This window comes from Schumannella luteola (genome assembly GCF_013408685.1).
Taxonomy (GTDB): Bacteria; Actinomycetota; Actinomycetes; order Actinomycetales; family Microbacteriaceae; genus Schumannella; species Schumannella luteola.
Window position 1 is genome coordinate 3,408,534 of record NZ_JACBZY010000001.1, and the last position, 18,641, is coordinate 3,427,174.

Annotated in this window: 20 protein-coding genes, 1 tRNA gene and 1 riboswitch; of the genes, 9 read left to right on the top strand and 12 right to left on the bottom strand. The window is 73.0% G+C overall.

The genetic code is table 11. The annotated features are described in order from the left end of the window. Positions 1–33: 33 nt before the first annotated feature. From BJ979_RS15620 to BJ979_RS15635, 4 genes are all read left to right on the top strand, one after another. Positions 34–109, top strand: a tRNA-His gene (locus tag BJ979_RS15620). After that, on the top strand, positions 109–453 hold the full coding sequence (gene clpS / locus BJ979_RS15625; protein ID WP_179569314.1) for an ATP-dependent Clp protease adapter ClpS: 345 nt from the start codon (positions 109–111) through the stop codon (positions 451–453). Before BJ979_RS15620 ends, clpS begins: the two co-directional genes overlap by 1 nt. Beyond that, complete coding sequence (locus BJ979_RS15630; protein WP_179569316.1) at positions 450–1,055, top strand: DUF2017 family protein; 606 nt, start codon at positions 450–452, stop codon at positions 1,053–1,055. Before clpS ends, BJ979_RS15630 begins: the two co-directional genes overlap by 4 nt. Beyond that, positions 1,052–1,405: a metallopeptidase family protein gene (locus BJ979_RS15635; RefSeq protein WP_179569318.1), complete on the top strand. Its 354-nt coding sequence runs from the start codon at positions 1,052–1,054 to the stop codon at positions 1,403–1,405. Before BJ979_RS15630 ends, BJ979_RS15635 begins: the two co-directional genes overlap by 4 nt. A 47-nt stretch (positions 1,406–1,452) precedes the next feature. Here BJ979_RS15635 and BJ979_RS15640 read toward each other — a convergent pair whose 3' ends face one another. The 6 genes from BJ979_RS15640 to BJ979_RS15665 all read right to left on the bottom strand — a co-directional run bounded on the left by BJ979_RS15640 (position 1,453) and on the right by BJ979_RS15665 (position 7,935). Next, positions 1,453–3,138, bottom strand: coding sequence for a glycoside hydrolase family 13 protein (locus BJ979_RS15640; RefSeq protein WP_179569320.1), 1,686 nt, complete (start codon positions 3,136–3,138; stop codon positions 1,453–1,455). 151 nt (positions 3,139–3,289) lie between these two features. Next, positions 3,290–3,892, bottom strand: coding sequence for a nucleoside/nucleotide kinase family protein (locus BJ979_RS15645; protein WP_343046736.1), 603 nt, complete (start codon positions 3,890–3,892; stop codon positions 3,290–3,292). Beyond that, positions 3,885–4,697 (bottom strand): energy-coupling factor transporter transmembrane component T family protein, encoded by an 813-nt coding sequence (locus BJ979_RS15650; RefSeq protein ID WP_343046737.1) that lies wholly within the window; start codon positions 4,695–4,697, stop codon positions 3,885–3,887. The genes BJ979_RS15645 and BJ979_RS15650 overlap by 8 nt, the downstream gene beginning before the upstream one ends. Next, positions 4,694–6,226: an ABC transporter ATP-binding protein gene (locus BJ979_RS15655; RefSeq protein WP_343046738.1), complete on the bottom strand. Its 1,533-nt coding sequence runs from the start codon at positions 6,224–6,226 to the stop codon at positions 4,694–4,696. Before BJ979_RS15655 ends, BJ979_RS15650 begins: the two co-directional genes overlap by 4 nt. A 2-nt stretch (positions 6,227–6,228) precedes the next feature. After that, the gene (locus BJ979_RS15660; RefSeq protein ID WP_343046739.1) at positions 6,229–6,876 is read right to left on the bottom strand and encodes an ECF transporter S component; all 648 of its coding nucleotides are present in this window, start codon (positions 6,874–6,876) and stop codon (positions 6,229–6,231) included. 49 nt (positions 6,877–6,925) lie between these two features. Further along, a riboswitch (TPP riboswitch) is annotated at positions 6,926–7,036 on the bottom strand. 17 nt (positions 7,037–7,053) lie between these two features. Beyond that, on the bottom strand, positions 7,054–7,935 hold the full coding sequence (locus BJ979_RS15665; protein ID WP_179569324.1) for a glycosyltransferase family 2 protein: 882 nt from the start codon (positions 7,933–7,935) through the stop codon (positions 7,054–7,056). Between the two features lie 125 nt (positions 7,936–8,060). On the opposite strand from BJ979_RS15665, the gene BJ979_RS15670 reads away from it, so the two are divergent. Both BJ979_RS15670 and solA read left to right on the top strand, forming a co-directional pair. Beyond that, a complete protein-coding gene (locus BJ979_RS15670; RefSeq protein WP_179569326.1) occupies positions 8,061–9,197 on the top strand; it encodes a tyramine oxidase subunit B in 1,137 nt (378 codons plus the stop codon). Between the two features lie 79 nt (positions 9,198–9,276). Then, complete coding sequence (gene solA, locus BJ979_RS15675) at positions 9,277–10,455, top strand: N-methyl-L-tryptophan oxidase (RefSeq protein WP_179569328.1); 1,179 nt, start codon at positions 9,277–9,279, stop codon at positions 10,453–10,455. Positions 10,456–10,563: 108 nt separating this feature from the next. Here solA and BJ979_RS15680 read toward each other — a convergent pair whose 3' ends face one another. The 3 genes from BJ979_RS15680 to BJ979_RS15690 all read right to left on the bottom strand — a co-directional run bounded on the left by BJ979_RS15680 (position 10,564) and on the right by BJ979_RS15690 (position 12,588). Next, a complete protein-coding gene (locus BJ979_RS15680) occupies positions 10,564–11,304 on the bottom strand; it encodes a YidC/Oxa1 family membrane protein insertase (RefSeq protein ID WP_179569330.1) in 741 nt (246 codons plus the stop codon). Positions 11,305–11,451: 147 nt separating this feature from the next. Continuing rightward, positions 11,452–11,751 (bottom strand): hypothetical protein, encoded by a 300-nt coding sequence (locus tag BJ979_RS15685; protein WP_179569332.1) that lies wholly within the window; start codon positions 11,749–11,751, stop codon positions 11,452–11,454. Positions 11,752–11,877: 126 nt separating this feature from the next. After that, a complete protein-coding gene (locus tag BJ979_RS15690) occupies positions 11,878–12,588 on the bottom strand; it encodes a TetR/AcrR family transcriptional regulator (protein ID WP_179569334.1) in 711 nt (236 codons plus the stop codon). A gap of 80 nt (positions 12,589–12,668) precedes the next feature. On the opposite strand from BJ979_RS15690, the gene BJ979_RS15695 reads away from it, so the two are divergent. Further along, complete coding sequence (locus tag BJ979_RS15695) at positions 12,669–13,556, top strand: SDR family oxidoreductase (protein WP_179569336.1); 888 nt, start codon at positions 12,669–12,671, stop codon at positions 13,554–13,556. A gap of 10 nt (positions 13,557–13,566) precedes the next feature. Here BJ979_RS15695 and BJ979_RS15700 read toward each other — a convergent pair whose 3' ends face one another. Continuing rightward, a complete protein-coding gene (locus tag BJ979_RS15700; protein ID WP_343046740.1) occupies positions 13,567–14,064 on the bottom strand; it encodes a GNAT family N-acetyltransferase in 498 nt (165 codons plus the stop codon). Positions 14,065–14,140: 76 nt separating this feature from the next. Continuing rightward, a complete protein-coding gene (locus BJ979_RS17985) occupies positions 14,141–14,893 on the bottom strand; it encodes a M23 family metallopeptidase (RefSeq protein ID WP_179569338.1) in 753 nt (250 codons plus the stop codon). A 272-nt stretch (positions 14,894–15,165) separates the two neighbouring features. On the opposite strand from BJ979_RS17985, the gene BJ979_RS15710 reads away from it, so the two are divergent. Further along, on the top strand, positions 15,166–16,497 hold the full coding sequence (locus BJ979_RS15710; RefSeq protein WP_179569340.1) for an acyltransferase family protein: 1,332 nt from the start codon (positions 15,166–15,168) through the stop codon (positions 16,495–16,497). Here the strand turns inward: BJ979_RS15710 and BJ979_RS15715 are convergent. Next, positions 16,431–17,279 carry a DUF3097 domain-containing protein gene (locus BJ979_RS15715; RefSeq protein ID WP_179569342.1) on the bottom strand — a complete coding sequence of 283 codons (849 nt, stop codon included), beginning with the start codon at positions 17,277–17,279 and terminating at the stop codon, positions 16,431–16,433. The genes BJ979_RS15710 and BJ979_RS15715 overlap by 67 nt on opposite strands. A gap of 204 nt (positions 17,280–17,483) precedes the next feature. Between BJ979_RS15715 and BJ979_RS15720 the strand changes: the two genes are divergently transcribed. Beyond that, on the top strand, positions 17,484–18,527 hold the full coding sequence (locus BJ979_RS15720; RefSeq protein ID WP_179569344.1) for a zinc-binding dehydrogenase: 1,044 nt from the start codon (positions 17,484–17,486) through the stop codon (positions 18,525–18,527). Positions 18,528–18,641: the final 114 nt, after the last annotated feature.

Consider the following 18,641-nt stretch of genomic DNA (forward strand, 5'->3'; position numbering starts at 1 on the left):
TGCGCAACGACGGAAGCGTCGGAAGCACACATGGTGGGTGTAGCTCAGTTGGTAGAGCACTGGCTTGTGGTGCCGGTGGCCGCGGGTTCAAGTCCCGTCATCCACCCCATGTCATGTTCAGTCCCCGCCCTCGCCGATCACGGTGAGGCGGGGACTGACGTTCTCTCCCGGCCCGATCTCGACTTCGAGCGGGACGAGCTCACGGTCGCCGACTTCTCGACGCCGTGGCTCACGATCGTCTGGAACGATCCGGTCAACCTGATGGCCTACGTCGAGCGGGTGTTCCGCCGCTACTTCGGCTACCCGCAGGGCGAGGCGCACCGGCTCATGATGCTCGTGCACACCGAAGGCCGTGCTGTCGTCGCCTCGGGTCCGCGCGAGGAGATGGAGCGGCACGTCGAGGCGATGCACGAGTACGGCCTGCAGGCCACGGTCGCCAAGGACGACGCGTGACCCGCGTGCGCGCCGAGGGCACGGGAGTGCGCATCGACTTCGCCGAGGGCGAGGCGGGCATCCTGGGCGGTCTCGCCGAGCAGCTGGCCGAGATCGTCGAAGACGAGAGCGATCCGGTGCGCGGGCGGATGCTGCCCTCCGCCTATCCGCACGACGCGGAGGCGGATGCGGAGTTCCGCCGCTGGACGACGAGTGATCTCGTCGACCGCAAGAGCGCCGCGGCGCGGAGCATGGCCGCGCGGCTGGGTGCGGGCGACGGCGTCGACGCCGGGCGCGCCGACCTGAGCCTCGAGAGCGACGCGACGAGCGTGCTGCTCGATCCCGACGCGGCGGACGGCTGGGCGCGCACGCTCACCGATCTGCGCACCGCACTCGCGTCGCGACTCGGCATCGAGTCGGACGACGACGAGGTGCCGAACTCGACGCCGGGCGCCGTCTACGAGTGGCTCGGCCAGCTGCAGTGGACGCTCATCGAGGCCCTCGACGAACTGGACGGCATCGCGCCGACCGAGATCGCGCTGCCCGACGGGATCGAGCACGATGACGAGGGCGACGCGCCCGTCGACGAGGGCGACGACGCCCCGAGCGGAGGATCCCGATGACGCTGGAGCTGACGGCCGAGGAGTTCGAGACGATCGTCATCGACGAGCTGGATGCGCTGCCCGACGAGATGGTCGACGGCCTCGAGAACGTGGTCTTCGTCACGGAGGACCGGCCGGAGGACGGCTCGCTCGACCTGCTGGGGCTCTACGAGGGCACGGCGCTCACCGAGCGCGACGTCTACGGCTTCGGCGAGCTGCCCGACCGCATCGTGCTCTACCGCGAGCCGCTGCTCGCGATCAGCGAGACCGAGGACGAGCTGCGTGATGAGATCCACGTGACTCTCGTGCACGAGATCGCGCACTACTACGGCATCGACGACGACGAGCTGCACCGGCTGGGCTGGGCCTGACGGATCGGGCTCAGCCCAGCCGGACGCGGTCCGGCCGGTGAGACGACTCAGCCGGAGACGCGGATCCAGGCGGTCGTCGCCGGCGGCAGCTCCGCACTGAATAACGCCTCGCTCGAGAGCAGCAGCTCCCCTTCGGGCAGCGGGATGCTCGTCTCGCCCAGGTTCGTCACGACCAGCCAGCTGCCGGGACGGCGGAAGGCGAGCACCGCATCCGGGTCGCCGAGCTCGACCCAGTCGAGGGTCTCGTCGCCCTGCAGCTGACGCCGCAGCGCGAGGGCGCTGCGGTAGAGCTCGAGCGTCGATCCGGGCACGCCCGCCTCGGCCTCGACCGAGCTCGCGCCGAACCAGGCCGGCTGCGGCAGGTGAGCGCCGGCGGAGCCGAAGCCGAACGACGGGCCGCTGATCGTCCACGGGATCGGCACCCGGCATCCGTCGCGGCCGATCTCGCCGCCGTTCGTGCGGAAGAAGGTCGGATCCTGACGCTGATCGGCGGGGATGTCGGCGACCTCGTGCAGGCCCAGCTCCTCGCCCTCGTAGAGATAGGCCGAGCCGGGCAGGCCGAGCAGCAGCAGGGTCGCGGCGCGGGCCCTGCGCAGTCCGCCGAGCGCGTCGAGCGGCGGCTCCTCCCCACCGGAGAGCAGCCAGGCGGTGCCGCCCTTGAGGGTGTCGGCGCCCTCGCCGGTGCCGCGCGGCGGCAGGCCGTAGCGGGTCGCGTGGCGCACGACGTCGTGGTTCGAGAGCACCCAGGTGCTGCTGGATCCGCTCGACGCCGACTGCGCGAGGTTGAAGGAGATGATCTGCCGGAACTGGTCCGCGTCGAAGTCGGCCTCGAGCAGGTCGAAGTTGAAGGCCTGGCCGAGCGCCGTCGCGTAGCGGGCACGCCGGGATGCCGGCACCCAGGCCTCGGCGACGGCGATGCGCGGCGGCGTGTACTCGGCGAAGACGCGGCGCCAGTCGGCGTAGATCTCCTCGAGCTCGTCGCGATCCCAGAGGGCGTGGCTGCCGTCTTCGCGCTTCGCGATCTCGGCCAGCTCGGCGGCGCTCGGCAGCACCGGCGGCAGATCCTTCGCGAGGCCGTGCGCGACGTCCACCCGGAAGCCGTCGACGCCGCGGTCGCTCCAGAAGCGCAGCGTCGTGAGGAAGTCCTCGCGCACCTCCGGCAGCGCCCAGTTCAGGTCGGGCTGCTCGGTGGCGAAGATGTGCAGGTACCACTGGCCGTCGCCGACCGGCTCCCACGCGGATCCGCCGAACACCGACTGCCAGTCCGAGGGCGGCACCTCGCCGTTCTCGCCGAGTCCGTCGCGGAAGACGTAGCGCGAGCGGGCGTGCGAGCCCTTCGGCGAGGCGAGGGCCTCCTGGAACCAGACGTGCCGGTTCGAGCTGTGGTTCGGCACGATGTCGACGATCACGCGGATGCCGGCGCCGTGCAGCGCCACGACCATCGCGTCGAAGTCGGCGAGGGTCCCCAGGCGCGGGTCGACGTCGCGGTAGTCGTCGACGTCGTAGCCGCCGTCGGCGAGCGCCGAGGGGTAGAACGGGCTCAGCCAGACCGCGTCCACGCCGAGGTCGCGCAGGTAGCTCACGCGACTCGTGACGCCCGGCAGGTCGCCGATCCCGTCGCCGTCGGCGTCCGCGAAGCTGCGCGGATACACCTGATAGACGACGGCCTGACGCCACCAGTCGGGGTCGAGGCCGAGCGGAGCGGCGTCGGATCGGGTGTCGGGCTGGGCCATGCGGCATCCTCTCGTGCGGGGTCACGTCATCGTGTGGTCACGCGGCCCTTCCACCCTGCCGCATCGGGGCGGGATCGCGCACGGCCGCGCCGAAATCGTTTCGGATGCGGCGGGCATGCTCAGCTCAGCACGGGTGCCGGCCGCGGATGGGTCAGCGCACGACCGGCGGGTAGCCGCCGACGATCACCAGATCGGCGAGCTCGCGCGGTCGCTCCCGCGCGGCGAACGCCTCCTCCTGACGCGCCCAGCGCTCCCAGTGCGGGGCATAGGTCTCCCCGTCGCGCCCGATCGCCCGACGCCGGCGCTCGGCGTCGTCGAGGTCGATCCAGATGCCGAGGTCGGCGAGCGCGCGGTTCGCGCGGCTCAGCGCACCGCAGCCCTCGATCACGAGCGGACCCCGCTCGCCGTCGGGGCCGACCGGCAGCAGCGGATGCCACTCCCCCGCGCGGTCGGCATCCCAGTCCCAGCTCGTGTAGCCCGGATCGATCGCAGACAGCACGGTCTCGTGCACGGCCCGGCTTCCCGCCTCGAGCCCGTCCCAGCCGGGGTAGAGCGCGTCGAGGCTGAGCAGGCGCGCCCCGAGCCGCGGCGCGAGATCGCGGCCGAAGCTCGTCTTGCCGGCGCCCGAGCGCCCGTCCACCAGCACGACCACCCCCTGCGGATGGGGCGTCGAGGGCAGGCTCCGCACCCGGTCGACGACGAGATCGAGCAGCTCGCCGGCGGACGCCGGCTCGACACGGCGCGGATCAGCCACCGATGAACCTCCACGATCCGGTCAGCACGGATGCCGTCACCGCGATCGCGGCGATGACGACCCCGACGCCGATGAGCGCCGCGTCGATCCGGCCGAAGCGCGACGGGCGCGCCCAGGTGCGCCGGACGTCGCCGCCGAAGCCGCGCGCCTCCATCGCGGTCGCGAGCAGACCGCCGCGGCGCAGGGCCAGCACGAGCAGCCCGAAGCACTGCCGCAGCAGCGCGCCCGGGCCTCGACGATCACCGAGTCCGCGCGCGCGGCGGGCGAGCGTGATCGCGCGCCAGTCGTCGCCGAGCAGAGCGAGCATCCGGAGTCCCGCGAGCGCGCCGATCACGAAGCGCTGCGGCAGCCGCAGGATCTGCCCGAGGCCGTCGGCGAGATCGGTCGGGTCGACGCCGGCGAACAGCACGATCGCGGGCAGCGCGATCGCCAGCACACGCAGCACCGACGCGATCGCGAGCGCGACCGACCCCTCGGTCACGTGCACGAGAGCCCAGGAGAAGTACACGGCGCCCGACGCCTGGCCGTAGAGCAGGATCGTCACGGCTCCGAGCGGCGCGAGCACCCAGACGATCGCGGTGGCCTTCCAGAACCGGCGCCAGCCGATGCCGGTCAGCGGCATCAGCAGCAGCTCCAGCACCAGGGCGACGCCGGCCGACACGGGGTCGATTGTGAGCACGAGGCCCGCGACGATCGGAGCCGAGGCGATCAGCCGGGCGACCGGATTCGCGGCGGCGACCCGCGCAGGCAGCGAGCGGATGCCCGCGGCCGGACGCGCGCTCCGGGGCAGGACGGGGGCGGTCACGAACGAGCTCCCGTCGCGGCGGTCTGCACCGCATCCACCCCGCCGTCGAGCCGCAGCTCGCGCGCGCCGAGCGTCGCGATCAGCTCGCGATCGTGGGTCACCGCGACCACGGCGCTGCCCGACGCGCGCACCTCGTCGAGCAGGGCCACGAGCTCGCGCCAGCCCGTCGCATCCTGGCCGAAGGTCGGCTCGTCGAGCACGAGGATGCGGGGTCGCGTCGCGAGCGCCGTCGCGACCGAGAGCCGGCGCTTCTGCCCGCCGGAGAGGCTGAACGGACTCGCCCCGGCGAGCGCCGCCAGGTGGAGCCGCTCGAGCAGCTCGCCGACGCGGGCGTCGATCTCGGCGCGCGGCAGGCGGAGCTCGGTCGGTCCGATCGCGAGCTCGGCGCGCACCGTCGAGCCGAGGAACTGATGCTCGGGATTCTGGAACACGGCGCCGATGCGGGTGAGCAGCTGCCGGGAGCGCCAGCGCCACGGCGCGGCCGCGGCCCCGTCGGCGAGGTCGGGATGCGCCAGCAGGTCGCCGCCCTCCGGCGGCAGCAGTCCGGCGAGCGTGAGCGCGAGGGTCGACTTGCCGGCGCCGTTCGGTCCGGTGATCGCGAGCACCTCGCCCGCCGCGAGATCGACGTCGATCCCCGCCTGAACGGTCGTGCCGCGCTGGCGGGCGACGGCGAGCCCGCGAGCGCTGAGCAGCGCGGCTGAGCGGCCGGCGTCGTGGGACGGGGCGCGACCGTCCGCATCCCCCGGCATCTCTCGCGCGGCCCGTTCAGCGGACTCCGCCGCGAGCCGCTGCCCGGGAAGCCGCACCCCGCGCGCGGACAGCTCGGCCGCGAGCTCTCCCGCCGCCCGCTCGGGCGTGGTGTCGGCGATGAGTCCACCGGCGGGATCGAGCACGACGACCCGCGTCGCCAGCTGCCACCACAGCTCGACCCGATGCTCGACGATCACGGCCGTCGCACCGGTCTCGCGCAGCACGGCGGCCACCGCATCCCGCACCTCGATCGCGCCCTCGGGGTCCAGGTTCGCGGTCGGCTCGTCGAGCAGCAGCAGCTCGGGGCGCATCGCGAGCACGCCGGCGAGCGCGAGCCGCTGCTTCTGCCCGCCCGAGAGCCGATGGGTCTCGCGCGCGGCGTCGAGATGGAGCCCGACGGCGCGCTGCGCCTGGGCGACGCGCCGCCAGATCTCCTCGCGCGGCAGCGCCAGGTTCTCGGGGCCGAAGGCGGTGTCGTCGCCGGCGCGCGCCATGATCATCTGCGCGTCGGGATCCTGCAGCACGAGCCCGGCGACTCCGCGCGCCTCCAGCGGCCGACGCCCGGCGAGAAGCAGCTCGCCCGCGGCCTGGCCGTCTTCGTCGCCGCCGAGCACGCCCGCGAGCGCCGCGAGCAGGGTCGATTTGCCGGCGCCCGAGGGCCCGAGCAGCAGCACGCGCTCGCCCGCGTCGATGCGCAGGTCGAGGCCGCTCACCGCCGCGGCGCGGCGGCCGGCGTGCCGCCAGCCCCAGCCGGTCGCGGCGACGAGCGGATCGGCCACGGTCAGACCTCGGCGCGCAGCTCGCGGCCCGCGGCGAAGCGGTTCAGCACTCCGGTCGCGGCGAGCGCGCGGGTGATGATCCACCCGAGCAGTCCGGCGAGCACGGCGCCCGACACGATCGACGAGACGACGTAGCTGATCGAGAACGGCGCTCCCGATCCCGCGTAGTAGAAGACGAGGTCGTTGATCGCCCCGGCGACACCGGCGCCGGCGCCGGCGAGGATCGCGACGGGGAGGCGACCCGAGTAGAGGAAGACGAGCAGCACGAGCTCGGCGCCGAGCCCCTGCACGAGGCCGGCCTCGATCGTGGGGAGCCCGCCCCACTGGTTGCCGACGAGCGCCGAGACCACCGCGGCGACGACCTCGGTGAAGATCGCGGCTCCCGGCTTGCGGATCACGAGACCGCCGATCACGCCGGCGAGCAGCCACGGCCCGTTGAGCAGACCCTGCAGACCGGGCAGCAGCGGCTCGATCAGGGTCTTCGGCGCGGTGTAGCCGACGTTCCAGGCGAGGAACACGAAGCCGAGCGCGACGCCGAGCACGGCCGCGACGACGATGTCGACGACGCGCCAGCGCCAGACGATGCGGCGCTTCGGACGCGCGGACGCGCCACCGGGGACGGGCGGGGTGGAGGTGGATGATGCGGTCACTGACGTGCCCCTTCCAGGAATGGTGGGCACGGGATGGGGGCGGCGGCGCCGGACCCGTGAGATGCCTCCCTGCGCCGGCATGATCCGGATCAGGTTCGACGGTCGAAGCTTGGAGAAGCTTCCTCTCAGCCCGGCTCACCGGACTCCCGTGTTCTAGAGCGGAAGTCTAGCGCCGCGTCAGTCCTCGCGGATGCGCCCGGCCCCGCCGGCCGCGGCGGCCTCGGTGAGCTGCGCCGTCATCCGCCGCAGCTTCTCGGTGCGCTGGTGCACGTCGCGCAGCCCCTTGACGAGCGGGTAGATCGTCGCGAACACGACCATCGGCGCGCGGAGGGCGGGGTTGCGGATCGCGTGGGCGGCGTAGGTGCGCTCCCAGCGCCCGACGTAGTGGTAGTACTGCCGCGGGTTGTCGTCGAGTCGGCGGGCGCTCATCCCGGCGACCAGATCCGAGTCGTAGACGACGCGGTGGCCGCGCTCGAAGAGGTGGATCGAGAGGTCGATGTCCTCGTGGAACTCGTCGGCCTCATCGCGGCAGACGACGCCGCGGATGTCGCGCCAGGCGCTCGCTCGCAGCGCCATGTTGCTGCCGAAGAGAAAGTGGTACTCCTTGGCGAGTCGGAGGATCGCGCGCCGCAGCCGGTCGTCGGTGCGCTGCCCGAAGCGGCGCAACGGCATGTCGTAGTAGGCGACGGGGCCGGTGGCGGCGCCGACCGTCTCGTCGCTGAAGATGCGCTGCGCCTGGGCGATCCAGTCGGGTTCGAGCACCGAGTCGGCGTCGATGCGGGCGAGCACCTCGCCGGTCGCGGCGTCGAGGCCGAAGTCGCGGGTGGGGATGAGGCCCTGCGCCTGGTCCTGCCGCAGCAGCCGGATGGGGGCGTCGGGATGCGTGCGCTGCAGCGCCTCGACGATCGCGACGGTGCGATCGGTGGAGAGGTTGTCGATCACGAGGATCTCGTGCGCGGGCGAGGTCTGCTCGAGCGCCGCCGCGACGCAGTCGGCGATCGTCGCCTCTTCGTTGTACGCCGGGATGACGATCGACACCGTCGGCAGAGCTGACGCCATGTCACGACCCTAACCCGCGGCCTCGCCTGGACGCGGGCGCACGAAGCGTGTCCATCCCGGCACGCGTTAATGAGCACGTGCTCGAAATGCTTGCCCGCGACCGCCCGCGTGCCTAGCGTGCTCGCATGACCGACGACGGCACCCGCATCTCGTTCCGCTACCTGTCGGAGCCCGACATGATCGCCGCCGGGGTCACCGACATGGCGGCCTGCGTCGACGCGATGGAGGAGACCCTGCGCCTGGTCGACGCCGGTGACTACCGGATGGGCGGGCCGGAGGGCAACTCGCACGGCTCGATGGTGACCTTCCCCGCCGCGTCGGAGCACGACGGGATGCCCCTCGACGGACCGCACCGCCGCATGATGGCGATGCCCGCCTACCTCGGCGGCTCGTTCCAGACCGCAGGATGCAAGTGGTACGGCTCGAACCTCGCCAACCGCGAGCGCGGCCTGCCCCGCTCGATCCTCATGTTCACGCTCAGCGACAAGGACACCGGCGCCCCGCTCGCCTTCATGTCGGCGAACCTGCTCAGCGCCTACCGCACCGGCGCGATCCCCGGCGTCGGCGCCCGGCACCTGGCTCGCGAGGACGCGCGCAGCGTCGGCATCGTGGCGCCCGGCGTGATGAACCGCACCACGCTCGAGGCCTTCGCCGCCGTGCGCCCCGGCCTCGACACGCTCACGATCGCCGGACGCAGCCGCGCCGGCGTCGACTCCTTCGTCGACTGGGTGCGCGAGGCGCTGCCGCAGTTCACCTCGGTCACGGTCGTCGACGGCGTGGAGGCGGCGGTGCGCGACAGCGACCTGGTCACGATCGCGCCGACCACGCCGACGGGATCGCACAACTACGTGCGCATCGAACGCGAGTGGATCAAGCCCGGCGCGCTCGTCAGCCTGCCGGCCGACATCATGCTCGACGAGGGGCTGCTGCACGGCGCCCGGCACGTCGCCGACTTCCGCGGGCTCTACGAGGCCTGGAGCGAGGAGGTGCCGCATCCCGCCCACGAGCACATCGGGCTGCACGGCATGTACCTGCTCGACCGGATCCGCGAGGGCGCGGTCGCCCCGGAGCGGCTCGAGAACCTGCCCTCGATCATGAGCGGGGCCGCCCCCGGGCGCACCGACGACGACGAGATCTTCCTGTATTCCGTCGGCGGCATGCCCGTCGAAGACGTCGCCTGGGGCACGGTCGTCTACCGCAACGCCGTCGCGCGCGACATCGGCGTCGAGCTGCCGCTCTGGGACGCTCCGGCGCTCGTCTGAGCCCCGCGCCTGAGCCGCTCGGCGTCTCCGGCCCGCACCTCCCATCCACTCCCTTCCCCGACCAGACAAGGACTCCCGCATGAGCACGACCGCGAAGAAGCGCATCGTCATCGTCGGACTCGGCGCCGTCGGAGCCATGGCGGCCTGGCGTCTGAGCGATCGCCCCGACGTCGAGGTGATCGGCGTCGAGCAATACGGCCGGGTGCACGAGCACGGCTCCTACGCCGGCGAGTCGCGGGTCTTCCGCACCGCCTATCACGAGGGCGGACGCTACGTGCCGATGCTGCAGGAGTCACGCCAGCTCTGGCGCGAGCTCGAGAGCGCCTCGGGCCGTGAGCTCTACCTCGAGGTCGGAGCCCTGTCGATCGCGCAGGCCGACCGCATCGAGATGCGCACCACGCTCGACACCGTGCGCGAGTACTCCCTGCCGCACACCCTCTACGACACCGATGAGCTGCGACGGGCGTACCCGCAGCACGCCGTGCACGACGGCGACGTGGGCGTGCTCGACCACCACGGCGGCGGCATCCGCTCGGAGGTCGCCCTGCTGTCGGCGCTCGAGCTCGCCGAGCGCGCGGGTGCCGAGCTGCGCTTCAACAGCCCGGTGCTCGCGATCGAGGAGGAGCCCGGCGGGGTCGTCGTGCGCACTCCCGCCGAGGCGATCCGCGCGGATGCGGTGATCGTCGCGTCCGGCTCCTGGTCGACTCGGCTCGACACCCGGCTGCACGATCTGCTGCGCCTGCAGGTGCTCGGGCTGACCTGGTTCCTGCCCCAGCGGATCGACGCCTTCCTTCCCGAGCGCTTCCCGGCGTTCCTGCGCGATGTCGGGCCGGTGCACTTCTTCGGCGTGCCGACGCTCGACGGCTACTCGGTCAAGGCGTGCAGCAATCCGACCTGGCCGGTCGCCCGCGACGTGTCCGAGGTGCCGACCGCCTACACGCGCGCCGAGCTGGTGAAGATCGGCCAGCAGGCGCAGGAGTTCTTCCCGGCGCTCAACCCCGAGCCGGTGCGCTCGAGCGTGCATCACTGCGCTTACACACCCGACCGCACCCCCGTCGTCGATCTCAGCGACAGCGGACGCGTCGCGATCGTGACCGGACTCTCGGGCCACGGCTTCAAGTTCGCGCCCGTGCTCGGCGAGTGGGCCGCGCACCTGGCCGCGACGGGTGAGCGCGGCGACGTCGACGAGCACTTCGCGCTCGCCGCCCACCTCGAGCGTCTCGAGCAGCGCGGCGCCTATGGCGGCGGCGGGCACTGACCCGCCCCGCACCTCCGGGCCGGCGGCGTCTCGAACCCGAAGCGAGACGCCGCCGGTCGCGGCGGAGAGGGGATGCGCGGGTCGACACGACTGCCGACGCCTCGGAGGTCAGCCCGCGGCCGGCAGCGCGGCGGTCGAGACCCCGAGCCGCGGCCAGATCACGCGGCGCAGCACGGCCCGCTCCCCCAGCGTCCAGGCGGTCGACACGGCGAGATAGAGCGCGGCGGCAAGCGGCACGATGGCGGCGAACACGACCGTGATGAACGGCATCCAGCTCAGCACTCGCGCGAGGGTGCTGTTCGCGGCGGTCGGGTCGATCGCGAGCCGCTGCGCGCTGCGGCGATGGAACCAGGCCACCACCGCGATGACCGCGAGCACGGCGACACCGACCCACGCCGACGGGTCGAGACGCAGCAGCGCGTCGAGCGGGTGCTCGCCGAGTGGCGCGCCCCCGAGCGTCGCCGAGAACAGCGGGTTCGTCGCGCCGGCGATCTCGGGATGTGTGAAGACGCCGTAGACGAGCCCGAGCACGGGCGCCTGCGCGAGGGCGGGCAGCATGCCGGCGAAGGGCGAGACCTTCTCCTGCTGGTAGAGCTCGAGCGTCGCCGCCTGCAGCTTCTCGGGGTTCTTGGCGTGGCGCTTGCGCAGGGCGGCGAGCAGCGGCGCGATGCGCCGACGGTGCCCCTCGGCGCGCACGACCCGGGCGTTGACGGGCACGAGCACGAGACGGATGAGCACGGTCACGATGACGATCGCGATCGCGGGGGTGACGACGCCGCCGAGGGCGTTGAGGGCGTTCGACGCCGCCGCGAGCAGCGCGGCGACGACGGGGATGTCGAAGGGGTTCATGGAAGACGGCTCCTGCCGGGATGAGGTCGATGACGGCGTGTGGCCGTCCACAGCCCGAGCCGTCGCCGACGACGAGCGCGACGCTGCGCGCACGGCGATCGGGCGCGCGGAGGCGCCGCGATCGGCGGAGTCGACGGGAGAGGCGGGCTAGACGGCCGGCAGGAGCGCGCCGGGAGCCCGCGGGCGCGCGTGACCCCGCGCATCCGGATGCGAGGAGGCCGGCGCGAGCAGCAGCTGCGGTCGCCGTGGGCGCGCGGCTCCGCGCGGCGGGGCGCGGTGCGTGCCGACGACGCGCAGCAGCACGAGCGCGGCCACGACGACCGCGCCGGCCAGCGAGAGCACGACCAGCAGGGCCAGCGAGAGCCCGAGCAGGTCGGCGGCGCCGTCGACGAGCAGGCCGAGGAACGCGGCGATGCCGCGCACGAGACTCACCTGCTGCTGGAGCACGGTGCCAGGCTAACCCCGGCCGCCGGAGATGCCGGTGGGTGTCCGCTCAGGGCGCACGCCCGCTCTCCCGGCGAGCCGGAACGCGCATCCGCTCGAGCCGCCGGCCTGCGCACCCGCGACGACCGGTCAGCTCTCGGCGATCGCCCGGTCGACCCACTCGAGCAGCACGGCGCGCTCCCCCGCGGTCACGCCGGGCAGCTCCGGCACGACGGCACGGAAGGCGACGAGCGTCGACGCGCGGTCGGCCTGCGCCGGGGCATCGCCGATGATCCGCTCGAACAGCGCGTCGGCGAGCGCCTCCGCGAGGCCGGGGTCGCGGTCGTCGGGGTCGCGGGAGAGCATCGCCAGCACCGCGCCGACGCCGGCTGCCTGGATCATGCCGACCGCCCGCTCTTCGGCGACACGGAGGCGTCCGGCCAGGGCCACGCGGTGGACGCGCGCGCGCAGCACGTGCACGCCCGAGCGGGCGGCCGGCGAGCGGCGGGCACGCTCCGGGTCGGTCACGAGGCCGAACAGGCTCGGGTTCGCGAGACCGAAGGCGATCTGGGCGTCCCAGGCCTCGCGCAGCTCGTCGACCGGGTCGACCTCGGCTTCGGTCGCGGCGGCGACGATCTCGGTCTTCGCGGCGACGTAGGTGGCCATGACCTGCTCGACCACCGCATCCAGCAGGCCGTCTTTGTCGCCGAACTGGCGATAGATCGTCGGCGCCTGCACCCCGGCCCGGTCGGCGACGGCGCGGGTGGTGACGGCGGATGCTCCCTCGTCGCGCAGCAGGGCGAGGGCGACGTCGACGATGCGTGAGCGCACGTCGTCGCGGGCAGCGGGGCGATCGGGCATGAATCAACGATAACGCGAAAGCGATAGCGCTTATGTTACCTTCGCTAACGCATTCACGATCCATCGATAACGGAGTTTCCATGATCGTCATCACCGGCGCCACCGGCGCCTTCGGCGGCGCGACCGTCGACCACCTGCTCGCCGAGCTGCCCGCGAGCGAGATCGCGGTCGTCGCCCGCGACGTCACGACCGCGCAGCGCTTCGCCGAGCTCGGCGTCGAGGTGCGCGAGGGCGACTACGCCCGACCCGCGACGCTGCCCGCCGCCTTCGCCGACGCCGAGCAGCTGCTGCTCGTCTCGAGCAGCGACCCGCACGCCGACGCCGTCGCCCTGCACCGCACCGCGATCGATGCCGCAGTGGATGCGGGGGTCGGCCGGGTGCTCTACACGAGCCACCAGGGCGCCGCGCCGGCATCGCCCTTCTTCCCCGCCCAGCACCACCACGCGACCGAGCGGCTGCTCGCCGACTCGGGTCTCGCCTGGACCTCGCTGCGCAACGGCTTCTACCTGCACAGCCTCACCTGGCTGCTCGGCCCGTGGCAGCAGTCCGGCGTGATCGCGGTGCCCGCCGACGGACCGGTGTCGTGGACCTCGCGCGACGACGAGGCGGAGGCGGCCGCCCGCATCCTGCTCGCCGGACGCGCCGCCGGCAGCAGGGCCTTCGACGGCCCCGTCACGCTCACGGCGAGCGCCGCCCCGAGCTTCGCCGAGATCGCGGCGGTCGCGAGCGACGTCACGGGTCGCGAGATCACGAGCACCGTGCTCTCCGAGGAGGACTGGGTCGCGCAGCGCGTCGCCGACGGTCAGCCCGAGCCGATGGCCCGCTTCCTGCTCGGCATGTACCAGGCCGCGGGCGCCGGGCTCTTCGCCGGCACCGATCCGCTGCTCGCCGAGCTGCTCGAGCGCGAGCCCGCGAGCGTGCGCGACTTCCTCAGCGTCGAAGCTGCCGCGGCGACGTCAGCGGGGTGATGCCAGACCGTCAGTCGACCGGGGCGGCGAGCAGGGAGACCACGAACTGCCCGCCCTTGGTCGACTGGCGCCCGACCTCCTCGAAGCCCATACGGGCGTGGAAGGCGAGCGAGCCCGGGTTCGGCGGCTCGACGTTGACCTCGCAGTCGACCTCGCCGAAGCCGGCGAGACGCGCGCGGTCGAAGACGGCCTCGTAGAGTCGACGGCCGACGCCCTGGCCGCGCAGGCTCGGGTCGAGCACGATGCGGTCGACGTAGAGGAAGCTCTCCGAGCGCTCGGCGAACCAGCGGTAGTTCTCGCTGTCGTAGTCGCGGCCCGGCTCCATCGCCAGCAGGAAGCCGACGACGTCGCCCTCGGCATCCACCGCGACCGCGTAGGCGGCGTGGTCGATGAGCCGCTGCATCTCGTCGGCGCCGGTGATCGGCACGGCCGGGTAGGCAGCGTCGTTGATCCTCACGATCGCGGGCAGGTCGGCGGCGGTGATCGGTCGGATGACGGGGGCGCTCACCCGACCACGCTACCCGTCGGCCGCTCGGCGGGCCCGCCGAGCGCGCGCTCCCTGTGGATGACGCGCGAGAGCGGGATCACGCGTCGACGTGCGCGCGCATCCACGCGAGCGGCTCGATGGCCTTGCCGCCGACGAGGATGCCGAAGTGCAGGTGCGCGCCCGTGCTCGCCCCGGTGCTGCCGACGGCGCCGAGGATCTGCCCGCGCGAGATCACGTCGCCCTTCTTCAGGTTCATCGAGCCGGCGAGCATGTGTCCGTAGACGCTCTCGACGACCTCACCGGAGCGGAAGGTGTGCTTGACCGTCACGTGCCAGCCGAGCTCGCCGCCGGTGCCCGACTCGCTGACGACGCCGTCGGCGATCGCCATGATCGGGGTGCCCATGCCGGGCACCCAGTCGATGCCGTGGTGGTTCGACGAGCAGACGGCGCAGGGCGCCGGGCGGGGGCCGAAGTAGCTGGAGATCTTGGTCGCCGGGTCGAGCGGCCACGACACCTGGTCGAGCTGCTCGACGCCGTAGCCGTCACGCTGGGTCGCCTCGGCGTCGACCGCCGACGAGACCTGCAGCGCGGTCGGCAGGCTCGCCGCGACCGAGGCCCGCGCGGCGGCCTGGCGCACCGGGTCGGCGGCGACGACCGCGTCGGCGGCGGCCGGGGCCTCGTGCACCGCGATCAGCGAGAGCGAGAACAGCGCCGCGCTCATCGCGACGAGCGGCCGGCGCAGGCGCAGGAATCCGCTCAGCCGCACGTCCGGCACCGGTGTCGCCGCGACCGCGCCGCGACGGCGGTCGGCGGGGGCGGCACGATGGGCGGAACGGCGGGGCTGACTCACGCGATGGCTCTCGTTTCAGGCGGGGCAGGTCGGGCACGCCGGAATCGGGCGCGCTCGTGCGTCCCCGTCTGGCGGGTGGACGCCGTCGCGGCGTCTCGGGTGGGTTCCCTCCCGCCCGCACGATGCGGATACGGCACCGGAGCGGAGAGAACCGACGTCAATCATGCACCGCCTCGCCTGGCAGAACCCTGACCGGCCATTCCGACATCGGAATCGGATGCACCCGGCCCGCCCCGATCCCGCAGCGGCGATCGCCGTCCTAGGGTGGCGGAGTGACCGACGCAGCCGCGAAATCCTCAGCGATCGATCTGTCGAAGCGCGACCTCACCCTCGACATCGCCCGGGTCTTCTGCGTGCTGCTCGTGGTCGTCATCCACCTGCTCATGGTCGGCGTCGGCCGCGACGACACGGGGGCGCTGTCGATCTCGCGTCCGCTCGAGAGGCAGGACTGGTTCGCGGGCGTCACCTGGGCCGGCCAGATCATGCCGCTGTTCTTCGTGGTCGGCGGTTTCGCCAGCCTGACCGCGTGGCGCAGCCTGCGCCGTCGGGGCGGCGGCGCGGCCGAGTACGTGCGCAACCGCGTGCTGCGCCTCGCCCAGCCGGCCCTGCCGCTGTTCCTGTTCTATGTGGTCGTGCTCGGCGGCGCGCAGCTGATCGGCATCGATCCTGAGCTGCTCAGCGTCGTCGCGATCGGCGCCGGAGCCCCGCTGTGGTTCATCGCCGCCTACGCGCTGTGCCAGGCGATGGTGCCCATCATGGTGCGGCTGCACGCGGCGGCGCCGAAGCGCACGGTGCTGGCGCTGTTCGCGGGGGCGGTGGTGGTGGATGCGGTGCGCTACTCCACCGGCGTCGACATCGTCGGCACGCTCAACCTCTTCTTCGTCTGGCTGCTGGTGCAGCAGATCGGCTTCTTCTACGCCGACGGCTGGTTCGCCGCGCGGCGCTGGTGGCAGCTGGTGGCGATCGCCGCCGTCGCCTACGCGACGCTCTGGCCGCTGACCGCGTGGGGCCCGTACGCCGACGACATGCTCACGAACCTCAATCCGCCGACCCTGCCGCTGATCGCGCTCGGCCTCGGCCAGGCCTGCGTGCTGCGGCTGCTGCGCCCGGCGCTCGCGGCGCTCATGCGCACGCGCGGCGCGAAGGCGGTCGTCTTCCTGGTCGGCACCCGTCTGATGACGATCTACCTCTGGCACCTGCCGCTCATCATCATCCTGTCGGGCATCCTGCTGCTCATCCCCGGGGCGAGCCCGCAGCCCGGAACCGGCGCCTGGTGGTGGAGCCGCCCGGTGCTCTACCTCGTGGTGCTGGTCGCGCTGTTCGGGCTGTCCTTCCTCGTCGGGCGCTGGGAGGCGCCCCGCGAGATCACGTCCACTCCCCCGCTGCCGATCGTCGTGATCGCCGCCGTCGCGACCTTCGTGCCGGCCTACGCGGTGATGGAGTGGTTCCTCGACTTCCCCTTCGCCGTCATGGGCTCGCTCATGCTGACCCTCGCCGTCGTGCTGCTCGGCCGCTGGCCGGGTGCCGACGAGCGGGCTCAGTCGCGGGTGGCGAAGTCGATCAGCTCCTCGACGCGTCCGAGCAGCGCCGGCTCCAGGTCCTGATAGCTGCGCACCCGCGCGAGGATGCGCTGCCAGGCGGCCGCGATGTCGGCCTGGTCGTCGTGCGGCCAGCCGAAGGCGGCGCAGATGCCGTGCTTCCACTCGACGTTCCGCGGGATGGTCGGCCAGGCGTCGATGCCGAGGCGGGCCGGCTTCACCGACTGCCAGACGTCGATGTAGGGGTGCCCGACGATGAGCACGTGCTCGCTCTGCAGCCCCTGGGTGATGCGGCTCTCCTTCGACCCGGCGACGAGGTGGTCGACGAGCACGCCGACGCGGCGGCCAGGACCCGGGCGGAACTCGCGCAGCACCTCGGCCAGATGGTCGACGCCTTCGAGGTACTCGACCACGACGCCCTCGCCGCGCAGATCGGCGCCCCAGACCTTCTCGACGAGCTCGGCGTCATGCCGGCCCTCGACGAAGATGCGGCTGGCGCGGGCGACGCGCGCGGGCTGCGGGCTGGTCGCAGCGACGGAGCCGGATGCGGTGCGGATCGCCGTCGCGGCCTGCGGCTTCCTCGCCGCGGGCACGAGCACGATCGGCGCCCCGTCGACGAGGAAGGCGCTGCCGACCGGGAAGACGCGCACCTTGCCGTGGCGGTCCTCGAGCTCGACCGTGCGGCCCTGCATCCGCACCAGTGCGCCGACGAAACCGGAGTCGGCGAGCTCGAGCACGAGGCCGCGCTCGGCCGGCACCTGCTTCGGCTTCGCCCGGCCGGCGGAGCGCCAGTCGCCCGAGAGCACATCGGATCCGTAGCGGTCGTTCGGGTTGCCGGGCGCAGTCACCTCGGCAGGCTAGGCGCGCCCGGCCGCTTCGACCGCGTCGGCACGCGGCTCAGCGTCCGTTCCGAGGGCGGGTCTAGCGTGGATGCGCAGCCTCGCACGTCCCCACGCCTCGCGCATCGTGCGCCGCCGCTCCCACCACCCCTTTTCGGAAGGATCACGCATGCCCTCCTCCGCTGCCCTCGCGACCACCCCCGGGATCCGCTGATGCGCGCCACCGTCATCCACGGCGAGCGCGACGTGCGCCTCGAAGAGCGCCCCGATCCGACGATCCAGGGCTCGCGCGACGCCGTCGTGCGCGTCGTCGCCGCCTGCGTCTGCGGTTCCGACCTCTGGGGCTACCGCGGCGTGCGCCCGGCCTCCGGTCCGATCGGCCACGAGCTCGTCGGCGTCGTCGAACAGCTCGGCGACGACGTGACGGGCATCGCCGTCGGCGACTTCGTCATCGCGCCGTTCTCGCTCAGCGACGGCAGCTGCCAGGCGTGCCGCAATGGCATGAGCGCGGCCTGCGACCACAAGAGCTTCTTCGGCAGCGATGACGCCGATGGACACGCCATCGACGGCGCCCAGGGCGAGCGGGTGCGCATCCCCTTCGCCGACAGCTCGCTCGTGGTCGTTCCCGGCCCGGTCGACGAGGCGCTCATCCCCCACCTGCTCACGCTCAGCGACGTCATGTCGACCGGTCACCACGCCGCCGTCTCGGCGGGAGTCGGGCCCGGCGATGTGGTCGCGGTCGTGGGTGATGGCGCGGTCGGACTCTGCGGCGTGCTCGCCGCGAAGCGTCTCGGCGCCGAGCGGATCATCGTGATGAGCCGCAACCCCGCCCGCCAGGAGCAGGCTCGCCGCTTCGGCGCGACCGACGTGATCGAGCAGCGCGGCGACGAGGCGGCCGACGCCGTGCGGGCGCTGCTCGACGGCGACCTGGTGGATGCGGTGCTCGAGTGCGTCGGCACCAAGGAGTCCATGCGCCAGGCGCTCTCGGTCGTGCGCGGCGGCGGCCGTGTCGGCTACGTGGGCGTCCCCGCCGAGGGCACCCAGCTGAAGGTGCAGTACCTCTTCGGCCGTAACGTCGCGATCGCCGGCGGCATGGCGCCGGCCCGCGACTACATCCCCGAGCTGCTGCCCGACGTGCTCGACGGCACGATCCGCCCCGGCGAGGTGTTCGACCTGACGCTCCCGCTCGACGAGGTCGCGCAAGCCTACGCCGCGATGGACGAGCGCCGCGCCATCAAGGTGCTGCTCACGACCTGAACACCGAGCGCTCCGCGCACAGCACGACGGCGCGTGATCCGCTCTCGCGGATCACGCGCCGTCGTCGTGCGTGGATGCCGCGGTCTGGACTCCGCGCATCCGTCCGGGCCAGGT